The organism is uncultured Rothia sp. (assembly GCF_916715725.1).
Taxonomy (GTDB): domain Bacteria; phylum Actinomycetota; class Actinomycetes; order Actinomycetales; family Micrococcaceae; genus Rothia.
In genome coordinates this window covers 92,977-107,370 of the sequence record NZ_CAKAPD010000006.1, presented here as the reverse complement: position 1 = coordinate 107,370, position 14,394 = coordinate 92,977, and the positions used below count along the sequence as shown (strand labels likewise).

9 protein-coding genes are annotated in these 14,394 nt (G+C 58.9%); 7 read left to right on the top strand and 2 right to left on the bottom strand.

Going from position 1 to position 14,394, the window contains the following annotated elements; genetic code table 11:
* Positions 1–400 precede the first annotated feature (400 nt).
* The 6 genes from QZ822_RS05215 (at position 401) to QZ822_RS05190 (ending at position 10,066) form a co-directional block, all read left to right on the top strand.
* The gene (locus QZ822_RS05215) at positions 401–3,892 is read left to right on the top strand and encodes a bifunctional proline dehydrogenase/L-glutamate gamma-semialdehyde dehydrogenase (protein ID WP_294643116.1); all 3,492 of its coding nucleotides are present in this window, start codon (positions 401–403) and stop codon (positions 3,890–3,892) included.
* A gap of 333 nt (positions 3,893–4,225) precedes the next feature.
* On the top strand, positions 4,226–4,618 hold the full coding sequence (gene gcvH / locus QZ822_RS05210; protein ID WP_005507722.1) for a glycine cleavage system protein GcvH: 393 nt from the start codon (positions 4,226–4,228) through the stop codon (positions 4,616–4,618).
* Positions 4,619–5,226: 608 nt separating this feature from the next.
* Positions 5,227–6,000, top strand: coding sequence for a MerR family transcriptional regulator (locus tag QZ822_RS05205; protein ID WP_294643114.1), 774 nt, complete (start codon positions 5,227–5,229; stop codon positions 5,998–6,000).
* Positions 6,001–6,713: 713 nt separating this feature from the next.
* On the top strand, positions 6,714–7,358 hold the full coding sequence (locus QZ822_RS05200) for a MerR family transcriptional regulator (RefSeq protein ID WP_005507725.1): 645 nt from the start codon (positions 6,714–6,716) through the stop codon (positions 7,356–7,358).
* Between the two features lie 191 nt (positions 7,359–7,549).
* Complete coding sequence (locus QZ822_RS05195) at positions 7,550–8,362, top strand: ParA family protein (protein ID WP_294643112.1); 813 nt, start codon at positions 7,550–7,552, stop codon at positions 8,360–8,362.
* 246 nt (positions 8,363–8,608) lie between these two features.
* The gene (locus QZ822_RS05190; RefSeq protein ID WP_049356200.1) at positions 8,609–10,066 is read left to right on the top strand and encodes a mycothione reductase; all 1,458 of its coding nucleotides are present in this window, start codon (positions 8,609–8,611) and stop codon (positions 10,064–10,066) included.
* Positions 10,067–10,206: 140 nt separating this feature from the next.
* Here the strand turns inward: QZ822_RS05190 and QZ822_RS05185 are convergent, their stop codons facing one another.
* Together QZ822_RS05185 and QZ822_RS05180 are read right to left on the bottom strand one after the other, a co-directional pair.
* The gene (locus QZ822_RS05185) at positions 10,207–12,381 is read right to left on the bottom strand and encodes an AMP-binding protein (protein WP_294643110.1); all 2,175 of its coding nucleotides are present in this window, start codon (positions 12,379–12,381) and stop codon (positions 10,207–10,209) included.
* 154 nt (positions 12,382–12,535) lie between these two features.
* Entirely contained in the window at positions 12,536–13,402 is an 867-nt protein-coding gene (locus tag QZ822_RS05180) for a carboxylesterase (protein WP_294643108.1), read from the bottom strand.
* Positions 13,403–13,627: 225 nt separating this feature from the next.
* Between QZ822_RS05180 and QZ822_RS05175 the strand changes: the two genes are divergently transcribed.
* Positions 13,628–14,377 (top strand): 1-acyl-sn-glycerol-3-phosphate acyltransferase, encoded by a 750-nt coding sequence (locus QZ822_RS05175; protein WP_294643106.1) that lies wholly within the window; start codon positions 13,628–13,630, stop codon positions 14,375–14,377.
* Positions 14,378–14,394: the final 17 nt, after the last annotated feature.

Here is a 14,394-nt window from a genome sequence, read left to right as displayed (position 1 = left end):
TGGCTCTTTTTGAGACGGGGAGACCTTCGGAGACGCGTGTTGGCTTGTACGGCGGGTATTCCGGGAGAGTGTGGTGAACCTTAGTTCTATAGATGCTTTTGGGAATGGTTTTGAAGTGTTCGAATGTTACGGAATGGGTTCGGTATTTGCGTTCTGAAAGTGCTAGCCTGAGAGGGATGGATAGCGATGTTGCTATGGTCTTCGTTTCTTCTCTTTGGGCTCGGTGTTCGGAGGGTTGCCGGGCGGGAACCACGCTACACAATCATTTAGAAAAACTAAATGGATTTTGGAAAAAACATTCAGTTTTTCTAATGAGGTATTTATTACCCTTTTGTGGTGAAATAGAGACATCGCCAAACGTGGTGTGCACCGCACACAGTAAGATAGTTAGGAGTCAAGGATGACCCATCCTTTCGCATCTGAGCACTACCAGAAGATGGCTCTGGAAGCTCGTCAGCTTGTTCGTCAGTGGGTAAACGAGTCCCAGTCGATCAAGCCCACCTTCGCGGCTGAGCAGCTCGCCGGTGTTCTGAAGGACCCCAATGGTCTTCCCTTCACCGTCGGCTTTGTTGATGGCGTTATTCGCCCCGAGGATGACAACGTCTCCGGTCGCAACCTCTCCCGCATTTCCGGTCTGGCACCTTCCTTCCTGCCCTGGTACATGAAGTCCGCTGTTGGCTTCGGTGGCAAGCTGGCTGGTAAGGTCGCATGGCCCACCGTTCCTGTTGCACGCCGCGTGCTGCGCGAGATGGTCGGTCACCTGATCGTTGACGCTTCCGAGGAGAAGCTGGGCGACGCTATCGCAGAGCTGACCAAGACCGGTAACCGCCTGAACGTTAACCTGCTCGGTGAGGCAGTTCTGGGTGACAAGGAAGCAGAGCACCGCCTGGCTGAGACCAAGCGCCTGCTGGCACGCGACGACGTTGACTACGTCTCCATTAAGGTGTCCGCTGTTTCTGGCCCCCACCAGCACTGGGCATTCGACGAGGTTGTCGAGACCGCTGTTCGCCGCCTGACCCCGCTGTACGAGCTGGCTGCTTCTTCCTCCCCCAAGAAGTTCATCAACCTGGACATGGAGGAGTACAAGGACCTCGACCTGACCATTGAGGTGTTCACCAAGATTCTGGACCAGCCTCACCTGAAGGACCTGGAAGCCGGTATCGTGCTCCAGGCATACCTGCCCGACACCCTGGCTGCAATGCAGCACCTGCAGGAGTGGGCTGCTAAGCGCGTTGCTGCTGGCGGCGCAGGCATCAAGGTCCGCCTGGTTAAGGGTGCAAACCTCTCCATGGAGATCGTGGAAGCTGTTATGCACGGCTGGCCGCTGACCACCTGGGACACCAAGCAGGCTGCTGACACCAACTACAAGCGCGTTCTGGACTACGCACTGCGCCCCGAGCACGTGAAGAACATCCGCCTTGGTATTGCAGGCCACAACCTCTTCGACGTTGCATTCGCACTGCTGCTGTCCGAGGACCGCGGCGTGAAGGACCGCGTCGAGTTCGAGATGCTGATTGGTATGGCTGAGCAGCAGGCAGAGATCATCCGCCGTCGCGTTGGCCACCTGCTGCTGTACGTGCCCGTCGTGAACCCCAAGGAATTCGACGTTGCTATCGCATACCTGATCCGTCGTCTCGAGGAGAACGCTTCCTCCGAGAACTTCATGTCCGGTATCTTCGACCTGGCAACCGACGAGTCCATCTTCAAGCGCGAAGAGGACCGCTTCATGCGTGCACTGAACTCCGTCACCGACGAGGTTCCCGCATCCAAGCGCACCCAGAACCGTCTGACCGAGAACGAGGACAACGTCTTCGTACCGGCAGGCCGCTTCGAGAACACCCCCGACACCGACCCCGCACTCTCCGGTAACCGCGAGTGGGGCCGCGCAATCCTCGAGCGTTCCAAGACCACCAAGCTGGGCATCGACACCCTCAAGGCTAACGAGCTGACCAGTGAGGCTGAGGCTGAGAAGCTGATCAAGGAAACCGAAGAGGCTGGCAAGGCATGGGGCAAGCTCTCCGGCCACGAGCGTGCAGAGATTCTGCGCAAGGTCGGTAAGGCTATCGCACTGCGCCGCGGTGACCTGCTGGAGGTTATGGCAGCTGAGGCTGGCAAGACCCTGGAGCAGGGCGACACCGAGGTCTCCGAGGCAATCGACTTCGCATACTACTACGCAATGCTGGCTGAGGACCTCGAGAAGATCGACGGCGCAAAGCCCAAGTCTGTTGACCTGACCCTGGTTGTTCCCCCGTGGAACTTCCCGACCGCTATCCCCGCTGGTGGTGTTCTGGCTGGTCTGGCTGCAGGTTCTGCTGTCATCTTCAAGCCCGCAACCATCACCGCTCGCACCGGTGCCCTGATCGCAGAGATCATGTGGGAAGCAGGCGTTCCCAAGGAAGTTCTGAAGCTCGTCAAGGTTGTTGACCGCGCTGCAGGTAAGGTGCTCATCTCGCACCCCGAGGTTGACCGCCTGATCCTGACCGGTGGTTACGAGACCGCTGAGCTCTTCCGCTCCTGGCGTGATGACCTGCCCCTGTTCGGTGAGACCTCGGGTAAGAACTCCATCATCGTCACCCCGAACGCTGACATCGACCTCGCCGTCAAGGACGTCGTTTACTCGGCATTCGGTCACGCAGGTCAGAAGTGCTCCGCTGGCTCCACCGTCATCCTGGTTGGCTCCGTGGCACAGTCCGAGCGTTTCCGCCGTCAGCTGCTTGACTCCGTCAGTTCCCTGCACGTGGCACACCCGCAGGACATTGAGTCCCAGATGGGTCCCGTTGTTCAGAAGCCGGAAGAGAAGCTGCTGCGCGGTCTGACCACCCTCGGCCCGGGCGAGCGCTGGCTCGTTCAGCCGAAGGAACTGGACGAGACCGGTCGCCTCTGGAGCCCCGGTGTTCGTGAAGGCGTCAAGCCCGGTTCTGAGTACCACATGACCGAGTACTTCGGCCCCATCCTGGGTATCATGACCGCTGACACCCTGGAAGAGGCAATCGAGCTGCAGAACGCACCCGATTACGGCCTGACCGCAGGTCTGCACTCGCTGGATGCTGACGAGCTCGAGCTGTGGCTCTCCAAGGTCCAGGCAGGTAACCTGTACGTCAACCGTGCAATTACCGGTGCAATCGTTCAGCGTCAGCCCTTCGGTGGTTGGAAGAAGTCCACCGTGGGTTCCGGTACCAAGGCTGGTGGCCCCAGCTACCTGATCGCTCTGTCCGATTGGGAGCCCGTACAGGCAACCGCAACCGCTGTCACCCACTCCGTGACCGTCCGCGAGACCCTGGCTACCATCGAGAACTCCGAACTGGGCAAGCGCGAGGACTTCGCATTCATCAAGCGCGGTGTCTCCTCTGACGCACACGCTTGGGACACCGAGTTCGGCTTCGGCCACGATCCCTCGAAGCTGGGCGTGGAGCGCAACATCCTGCGCTACGTACCTACCCAGGTTCTGGTTCGTGCAGACGAGTCCGCATCCGCAGCAGAGACCCTGCGCGTTGTGCTCGCCGGTCTGGCAGCTAACGCACCGGTTGCTCTGTCCGTCGGTAAGGACCTGCCGGTCGACGTTCGTGGCGTCCTCGAGAACAAGGGCATCAAGTACGAAGTTAAGTCGGACGCTCAGTTCCGCGAGTACCTGGCTTCGAACGCTAAGACCCCGGTTCGCGCACTGGCTGGTACCCCGCTGGAAGGCACCCGTATCCGCTACATCGGTAACGATGAGAAGTCCCTCTACACCGCACTGGGTGGTCGCCCGGACGTTGCAGTGTACTTCGCACCCGTCACCGAGGCTGGCCGTATCGAGATGCTGCCCTTCCTCCGCGAGCAGGCTGTTTCGATTACCGCACACCGTTTCGGTAACCCGAACCGCTTCTCCGAGCGCGTCATTTCTTCCCGCTAAGGCGCTGTGAGAGTTTAGCTCTCTAGCCTAAGGCTCAGGACCCTGCACCTTCATGGTGTGGGGCCCTGAGCCTTTTGGTGTGTCTGATGGCTCCCTGCTGGAGGTGAGTAATAGGGGTGCTTCTAGGGCCTTGGGAAGGGGCGCTTGTTGAGCGGTTAGATAGGATAAGGAAAATATAGTGTCATAGAAGTGGTACGGGGGTGTTTGGACGTGCCCCGCGTTACTTCTTATGTGATAATTGGTGTAGGACGTTCCGTCATCCCACATACGGAACGACACCGTGCGCGGGACGGTCCGCGCTACGCAAGAACACACTGAAAGGACACCGCTGCTATGAGCAACGTTCCCGCAGAACTCTCGTACACTTCTGAGCACGAGTGGGTTTCCGCTCTCACCGCCGAGGGCACCGTACGTGTTGGTATTACTGACCACGCTCAGGATGCACTGGGTGACGTCGTCTACGTCGACCTTCCCTCTGTTGGCGATTCTGTAGCTGCTGAGGATAGCTTCGGTGAGATTGAGTCCACCAAGTCTGTCTCCGATCTCTTTGCTCCCATCGCTGGCGAGATTGTCGCAGTGAACGAGGGCCTGGAGGATGACCCCGCACTGGTCAACTCCGATCCCTACGGCGAGGGCTGGATCATTGAGATTCGCCCCGAGAACGCTGATGATCTGGCGAACCTGCTGGATGCAGAGGCATACAAGGCTGAGCTGGCTAAGCTCTAAGTCGATAGTCTAGCTCGATAGACTCTATAGCTCTGGCGTCCCTCGTGTTAAGAGGTACGTACTGATGAAACGGCGAGACCGATTGGTCTCGCCGTTTTTCATTAATAGTGCACACAAACGCAAATAAACGGACGTATTTAAGGTTCATCTTGAGGGTCTCTGAAGCTGTCTGAAGGGCTTGAAAGATGGCTAAACCCCTAGTGGGAGCCTCTTTCAAGTTAAATGTGATGAAAACTTCAACTATCGCGAGAAGATAAAATTTTCCTCGTAAAGCAGTCCAATATGAGATATATGTGTTCGAAGTATTGGAATTTTGCTAAAATTGGTACTGTCTCTACTGGATAGTGTTTGATTGTGTGGCTATTTTTGGGTTCAAAAAGCCTCTGAAAAGGGCGAACTAAATAGCAAAATGCCTTGTGAGGCTATAAGATTGTCTCGAAGGTTTGCGGTTTATCATTTCGTGATAAACAACTAAACTTATCTATCACACTCTCAACACTAAGCAAAGATGTTCGGCACGAAGCGAGACCCCCGACCGGGGGAACGAGCCACTCACTCAAATATCGGCTCGTATCGACATCGGCTGAACAAGTACCCGAAAGACATAGATGACCTCACGCATCGATGAAAACCTCACTAACGCTGAGGTTCAACTAGAGGACGTGGAGAACGGCGACTCTGACCGTAACCCGCGTGATGTTAAGAGCCGGACCATCGGTCAGGTTCTTAGTCAGCTCGACCTGGAGTTCCCCGGAATTAGCGCATCCAAGATTCGCTTCCTGGAGGAGCGTGGTCTGGTGCACCCCAGCCGTACCGAAACCGGTTACCGCAAGTACTCCCAGACTGACATTGAGCGCCTGCGCTACATCCTCACCATGCAGCGCGACCACTACATGCCGCTCAAGGTAATCCGTCAGCACCTGGAAGACTTGGAAGCCGGACGCGTACTGAACTCCATGCCCGCCACCGTAAGTGAAGACGTCCTGGATACCGTCCTCGGACCGGACGAGCAGGAAGGCCGTACCTACAGTCTCCGGGAGCTGGCAGAATACGCTAATGCCACTCCCGAACTGATTCGCGAGCTGATTGACTTTGGACTGCTCGAAGATGGCTCGGACGTGGAGTACACCGATTACGACGTGCTGATCGCCCGTGTGAGCGCAGAGCTGACCCAGCACGGCATTCAGCCCCGTCACCTGCGCGCGTTCAAGTCTGCGGCAGACCGCGAAATCTCCCTCGTAGAAATTGCGGTAGCTCCGCTGGCTTCGCGCCGCGACGCAGCCTCCCAGGCTCAGGCACAGGAACGAGCTGACAAGATTCGCAAGTTGTGCCTGCAGCTGCACGCAACCCTCGTCGAATCGGCAATGCCTACCTACGAGTAGGCAGTGAAGGGGCAGACGACCGGACTGTCTACCCTTCAAACCCCATGCGGTTCCACCGCACCCCAAACTGGGATTTCCCTCGGGAAACACCACTGACCACGGTGATTCCCTCTATAGTCCCTACCTGCACCAACAGGTAGCGGCCTCTAGACTTGGACGAAGCCGACGCTGGCACGCTCGGAATTTCTACCCCTTCGTCCAACACGAAGAGCTTTCTCACCAGGGGGCTCCCGGCCTGCCAAGGCTATTCACTCAACTCAGCTGTAAATGCGTACGGACTACCAGCCCGTACGCATTTACTTTTTAAACTCCTCCTGCATAAACTCCCTCTGTGGGGTGGGTGCCCAGAAAACCGAACGGAACAGCGGGGGAGGAGCGCCCCTATGAAGCGTTAACGAGGCAAGAATGAATCTGAAAAGATCATTCGCTCCGGTGGGTTCAATTTTAAGTAGAGCCCTCTATCAGTTAAAATAGATTGAACAACCGCGCCTATCGCGCATCGGTCGCACTGTCGAACCGCTGTGTAGTATTGAAAACCGCGCCGGAACCCAGTAGAGGAGCCACGCGAATCATAGACGCAGATTCTAGACCCCAACCCTAGAATCTCACCCCGATAATCTCTCCCCGAGAATCGGGTCTACACCGGAACGATATCGACCGCATTGATGGGGCGCGGTAAAGCACTTAAAAGGGTTTAACGAAAAGGAGGGACCGTGCTAGAGCAGCAGGTAGCCGAAAATGCAGGCGAGGCCGCAACCACGCACGCACCCCAGGGCTTCGACCAGCCCCTGGATGGCTTCGACACCCTCTTCCCTGTAGCACCGCCTCCGCGCGGTGAACAGGGCGTACTCTTCACCGACCCTGTCTCTGTCGTCGAGGAAAACCTCGGCTACCGCGGCGCCGTCGCCTGCAAGGCAGCCGGCATCACCTACCGTCAGCTCGACTACTGGGCACGCACCGACCTGGTCGTACCCACCGTGCGTGGCGCCTCCGGCTCCGGTACCCAGCGCCTCTACAGCTTTCGCGATGTGCTCGTGCTTAAGATTGTGAAGCGACTGCTCGACACCGGCGTATCCCTGCAGCAGATTCGCACCTCCATCGAGCATCTGCGTACCCGTGGCATTGACGACCTCGCGAACATCACCCTGATGAGTGACGGTACCACCGTCTACGAATGCACCTCCCCGAGCGAAGTTATTGACCTGGTTCAGGCGGGTCAGGGTGTCTTTGGTATCGCTATCGGTCGCGTCTGGCGTGAAATCGAAATGAACCTCAACGGTCAGCCCGGCGAAGAAATGCACGAAAACTTCGAGGGCGACGAACTCGCCGCCCGCCGTGCCCGCCGCGCACAGGCATAAAACATAAAACGTAGATCAGCCCGCGTTTACCACCTGTCAGGTGGCGAGCGCGGGCTGAAGCTTTAAGCCCGAGGGAATATTCAATGCCCACTTGAGAAAAAACTCAAGATACACCCCTGTCAGAGCCGGAAGAAAAGCGAAGATTCGCTAAAATAAAGGGGCATTACACCTCACTCATAAAAGGGACCTGCATGCCCCGCATCGTCAGTATCAGCAGCCTCAAAGGTGGCGTCGGCAAAACGTCCATCACTTTGGGGCTTGCCTCCGCGGCATTACACAGCGGACTCTCCACACTCGTTATTGACCTCGACCCCCACGGCGACGCCAGCACCGGCCTGGCGGTGGATGAAACCATCCCCGACGTCGCCTCCCTAATCGCCAGCTCCAATGAGCGCGCCTTCGCGGAGGAAGCCGGTAGCTCCTCTTGGAACGCGCTCGTCGGCAAACCCACCCTGCTGACCAATAACCCCGTGACCACCGGTAGCGTGAAGGTGGCGCGAGGTTCGGCTCGTTCCACCCTCGTGGATCGGCAGGAAGCCGCACCGTTCATCCGCCGCTTCAAGCGCATGGTGGAGGCGGCAGCGGACGCCTACGACGTCATCCTGATTGACTGCCCGCCGTTCCTTGGAACCCTATCTTCGATGGGCTGGGCGGTGAGTGAGCGCATCCTCTCGGTCGCAGAGCCGTCGCTCTTCTCCGTGGCGGGCACCGAACGAACACTGCGCGCCATTGTGCGTTTTCAGCAGGAAAGCGGCATCAGCATCGACGGCGCGGGCGTCATCATCAACAAGATGCGCCCCAACGATAGTGAACACCGCTACCGCCGCGACGAAATGCGCTCCCTCTTTGGCGAGCTCGTGGCAGAACCCGTGCTCGCCGAAAGCCCCGTGCTGCAGCGTGCACAGGGTGCCGCCTACCCGATTCATTTTTGGCCCGACGAAGAATCGGTTGACCCCGCCATCGACTTCACCCGACTGCTGGTTGGGCTCATGGCTGACCTCTAAGGAATACTAATGCGCGGGCTCGAATAGCTCTCAATGCTTGAGTGCGTCTTCTCAAGAAACAGCCGTGTTCTCAACGTGCTGTTCTCTGGGATGGTGCACTTTTGCGTATCAACAGGCTATGAGATGAGATAACAGGAATAGTCGGTAGCCTCCACGCGTTATAGTGGCAGTAACAGAACAAAGCCCGCGACTACGGGGGCACGCTGGGGGCGAGCCCAGCCTCAACACCTTAAACGAGAGGACCACATGAGCATCGAGAACGTAGAACGCATTGACGGCGTAGCACAATACGACCTCATCGTCATCGGCTCCGGATCCGGCAACACCCTCATCGGCCCCGAATGGGACGACAAGAAGGTCGCCCTTATCGACGGCGGTATCTTCGGCGGCACCTGCCTGAACGTTGGCTGCATCCCCACCAAGATGTACGTCTACCCGGCGACCATCGCGCAGAAGACCCGCGAGGTCAAGCACCTGGGCGTCGACGCACACGTAGACGCCGTGCACTGGGCGCAGATTCGTGACCGCATCTTCGCCTCCCGCATCGACCAGATCTCTGAAGGTGGCCGCGACTGGCGTGCCGGTCTGCCCAACGTCGATTTCTACGACCAGTACGCGCGCTTCGTCGGCTCCCACACCGTTGAGCTGACCGACGGCACCCGCCTGCAGGGCCGCCAGATTGTCATTGCGGCAGGTTCGCGCGCCGTGTTGCCTCCCGTGCCCGGTATCGACTCCTCTAAGGTCTACACTAACGACAACGTCATGCGCCTGGACGAGCTGCCCGCCCGCATGGTCGTCATCGGTGGCGGCGTGATTGCGGCAGAATTCTCCCACGTTTTCTCCGCATTCGGCACCGAAGTAACCCAGCTGAACCGCTCCTCCCGCCTGCTGCGCGGCGTGGATGAAGAGGTCGTGGCACGCTTCGAAGAAGCCGCAAGCAAGCAGTGGAACATCGTCAAGGATGCGTCCCTCTCCGAGATCCGTGAGAACGCCGACGGCAGCGTAACCGTCGTAGCGAAGCGCACCACCGAGAACGGTGAAGAACTGCTCGAAATCCCGGCAGACGCTGTGCTCGTAGCAACCGGTCGCCGCCCCAACACCGACACCCTCAACGCAAAGAACTACTTCGACGTGCAGGACGGCGGTCAGCTCAGCGTCGATAAGTACCAGCGCGTGCTCTACAACGGTGCACCCGTACCCGGTGTCTACGCCCTCGGCGACGTCTCCAGCCGCTACCAGCTCAAGCACGTGGCAAACCACGAGGCACGCGTTGTGCAGCACAACCTCAGCCACCCCGAGGACCTGCGTGCCAGCGACCACCGCTACGTACCCGCCGCGGTCTTCAGCAACCCGCAGATTGCCGTGGTCGGCATGACCGAAGAGCAGGCGCGCCAGGCCGCTGAGCGTGAAGGCTTTGAGATCACCGTCAAGGCACAGAACTTTGGCGACACCGCCTACGGCTGGGCCATGGAAGACAAGATCGGCCTGTGCAAGCTGATTGCCCGCAAGGACAACGGCGTGCTGCTCGGCGCACACCTGGTCGGTGAAGAGTCCTCCGTGCTCATCCAGCCGCTCCTGCAGGCAATGAGCTTCGGCATGGATGCGCGCACCCTCGCACGCGGCCAGTACTGGATCCACCCGGCACTGACCGAAATCATTGAGAACGCGCTGCTCGGCCTGGAATTCGACGAGCCCGCAAACTAAGGATCCGCCAGCTAACGACGGCTAGATAACGCTCGGAAGCCGAGGCATCTAGCGAACAAACAGAGAGGAGGGGGTCGTACCTAAGCGGTACGACCTCCTCCTCTCGTGTATGGCCTCTCGTTAATGGTGGCCAGAGCCGGTTATGCCTTGTCGGTGTCAGACTTCTGAGGGCTCTGCTCTGTAGCAGCCTTCTTCTCAGCCTGTGCGGGCTTCTCGGCGGGAGCCGCTGCGGAAGAAACCTCAGCGGAGGAGTCCTCAGCCTTTTCTTCCTCGGCCTTCTCTTCATGAGGCTTCTGCATCATTTCGGCGGTTTGCTCACGCAGCTCCTCAAACTTCTCAGCCGCCTGCTCACGCAGCTCGGCAAGACGCTCCGCCTGATGATCCGCGTACTCGTGCAGACGCTCCGCAGCCTGCTCACGCAGTTCAGCGAACTTCTCAGACTGCTCCGCCGCGTACTCCTGCAGACGAGCCAAAGAATCCGACGTGCTATCAGAAACCTTGCCGTACATCTCATCCACGTAGGAGGAGAAGTCCTGCAGAATCTTCGCGCGGCGCAGCTTCTGCGAAGGAGTCAGGTAGCCGTCCGCCTCGGTCAGATCACGGTTCATGATGCGGAACTCGCGAATACCCTCGGCGCGGGAAACCAGCTGGTTCGCCTCGTCCACGAGCTTCTGAATTGCGGCACGAACCGCCGGGTGAACCGCAGCCTCCGGAATGGAGAGCGAACGCGGCAGACCCAGATGCTCGAGCTGCTCGGGCAAGGTATCCGGGTCTAGGGTCACCAGCGCTGAAATGAACGGCTTCTCATCGCCAACCAGCATTGCCTGAGACACCAGGGGAGAAGTGCGCAAATGACCCTCCGCAATACCCGGAATCACGTTCTTACCGCCGGCGGTGACAATGATTTCCTTCTTACGGCCCACAATCTTCAGGTAGCCTCGCTCATCGAAACGAGCCAGGTCACCGGTACGGAACCAACCGTCTTCGGTGAACGCATGAGCGTCCTCCTCGGGGTTCTTGTAGTAGCTGCTAATCACGCCCACGCCACGAACCAGAAGCTCGCCGTCCTCAGCAATATAGCCTTCGGAACCGGGGATGAGCGGGCCAATCATGCCAATCTGGTACGGGTTGATGCGGCCAGCCGCAATCGGGGCGCAGGTCTCGGTCAGGCCGTAACCCTCAACCACCTGCACACCCACCGCGTGGAAGAAGTGCGCCAGGCGCTCGCCGAGGGGACCGCCGCCGGAGACCGCGTAACGTAGCTCGCCGCCCAGGGCCGCACGCAGCTTGGAGTAGACCAACTTGTCGTACAGAGCGTACTGCGCCGCCAGCTTCAGCGGGACACGGCCCTCAACCTTCGCCTGTGACCAGCGCACCGCAATATCGGTGGAACGCTCAAAGAGCGACTTATTGAACTTGCCACCCTTAGCCGCCTTCGCCATGGCACCCTCGTACACCTTCTCAAAGACGCGGGGCACCACCAGCAGCATGGTCGGCTTGAAGCTATCCAGATCAGACGCCAGGTTCTTGATGTTGGGGGAGTGACCGATGACCAGGCCAGCGTCCAGCGCCAGCACCTGAATCAGACGCGCCAGAACGTGCGCCAGCGGCAAGAAAAGAATGGAGGAGTTGCGGGAGTTCGCAATCTCGGGTTCGACCATTTTGGTGTTGACACTCAGGTTTAGGAAGTGACCGTGAGTCAGCGCGCAACCCTTGGGGCGGCCGGTCGTGCCGGAGGTATACACAATGGTCGCGATGTCATCACAGCCGGCAGCGGAACGTACCTGCTCCAGCTGCTCATCGCTCACCTCGGACGCGCGAGCGCTGAGGGTATCAAGGTCGCCGTTCTCAATGACCCAGCGGTGCTTCAACTGCATGGGTTCCTCAGTCGTGGAGGCGAACTCCTCAGCCTCCGCGATGCGTGCCAGAAGCTTCTCATCCTCAACGAAGATGGCGGTAGCCTCCGAGTGGGCGAGCGCCCACGCGGCCTGTGCGGGTGCGTTGGTCTCGTACACCGGCACGGAGATGGCGCCCGCGTACCAAATCGCGAAGTCAATGACGGTCCACTCGAAGCGGGTGCGGCTCATAATGCCCACACGGTCACCCGGGCGGATGCCCGCAGCAATCATGCCCTTAGCTAGGTCGGTTACCATCTGGTGGAATTGCTGGGCGTGAACCGGCTGCCAGTTACCCGGAGACATCTGACGGCGGTACAGCACCGGGTTGGAGCTATCGGCTCGGTGGCGCTCAACAATGCTTGTCAGGTTCAGCGAGGGGTCAACAAGAACCTCAGCGGGAGTGGAGAAGACTTTCATAATGCGCCTTTCGAATCAGGGCGTGAGCCCGTGGCGGATCCGGTGCCGCGGGCTGTCCTCGAATGCTCGAGGTGCCGTTATGGCTTTCTGGTTGTTCTGCTCGCCGCGGCGGGTGATGCATTCGCCGGTGTGCAGCGGGCGGAACTGTCAGAATTTAGTGGTTTAGGGATGCGACAAAAGCTTGAACAGTAGAGAAAAGATACTCGGCGTCGTAGTCGAGCGTTGCCACATGGTAGCTGCGGGTCAGCCACCTAAATTCTACAGGAACTGAACAATGTTCGAGAAAATATTTGTGGGAGCTATCCGACACAGTATGATCGCCCAGTGAACGCGCGTACAGAACCGGCGCCTTCAACTGCGGAATCAGTGCACGCGTCTCAGCGCCCAAAAGATGTAACTGATGCACCGCCGCCGTCGGAACGATAGAATACGCGCCCTCGCTCACGCCAGGAACCGCAATATCGGAACCAATCGCCTTGAGCATCGGCAGAACCTTCGACACCTTGCCTGCATGGCGCATCATCGGATTCACATCCACCATGTAGGGGTTGATGAGTACCGTACCTGCCACCGGCAGGCGCGCCGACAGATGAGTCGCCACCGTGCCGCCCATCGACATACCAATGACCACCACACGCAGACCCTGATTGGCTAGGCGACGGTATCCCTGCTCGGCAGAAGCTAGCCACTGCTCATAGGTGCTATCGCGCAAATCTTTCCAATGAGTACCGTGACCGGTCAGCAACGGCATCTCCACCGCATACCCGAGCTCCATAAAATGCTGAGCCAACGGGCGCATGCTATGCGGTGAACCCGTAAAACCGTGCACCAGCAAAATACCCACAGAATGCTGCGCCGGGTCAGGACTAAAAGAAACGGGGGAGTGATCGAACGCTTCCTGGTCGCCCTCGAGGCGACGCGCCAGGGAGTCCTTGACATTTTGGGTTGCTAGAAGCCTGCGCTCGCGAGCCTTGCGGCGCATCCGCTTGAGCGGCTCCAGCGAGTTATCAAAAATGCTCATGGTCCTCCTTCGCCAACCTGCGCGAGTATGAGTGCAGGTGAGGCTCTATAGCGTACCCTGACCGGCTACCACAGATACAGCACCGGTGCTGGTATATCGCCCCCAGCGCACCCGATACACAGGTGCGCAGAAAAATCGTTCTCTTTTCTTTAATTATCGCGCGTTCCCTCGTGCCTCTCCAGACACGCTAGAATTGAGCCGGGAACATTCAGAGAGGAGACCCCAATGCCTAACACCGCCCTCTACTCAATGCTCAAGGTTCTTGGCTCACCCCTGCTGCAGGGACTGTACCACCACGACGTGGTTGGCCTGGAAAACCTGCCCGAGGGACCCTACATTGTTGCCAGCAACCACCTGGCATTCTGCGACTCCATTTTTATTCCTCTCGCCATGCCTCGCACCGTGAATTTCCTCGCCAAGAGCGACTACTTCACTACCCCCGGCGTGAAGGGGCGCGCCATGGCGGCGTTCTTCCGCGGCGTCGGTCAGCTTCCCATGGACCGCTCCGGCGGTCAGAAGAGCCAGGAATCCCTCAACGCCGGTGCGCAGGTCCTTAAGGACGGCGGCGTTATCGGTATCTACCCCGAGGGCACCCGCAGCCCCGACGGACGAGGTTACCGCCCCAAAGTTGGTGTTGCCCGCCTCGCCCTGGAAACCGGCGTGCCCGTAGTTCCCGTCGGCCAGATCGGTACCGACCTGATTCAGCCCTCCGGCTCGAACCGTATTCGCCTGCGCCACGACGGCAAGCCCATTCAGGTGCGCACCATCATCGGCAAGCCTCTCACCTTCGAGGAATACACCGACGGATCGGACCTGAGCCACCGCGTTCAGCGCGAGATTGCCGACCGTATTGGCTCAGAAATTCGCGCCCTGAGCGGCCAGGTATACGTGGACGTGTACGCCGACCGCGTCAAGAAGCTCATGGCTGATAAGAACATGAGCGCTGACGAAGCTATCGCGCACCTGCAGCACTAGACCTGCAGTACTAGACA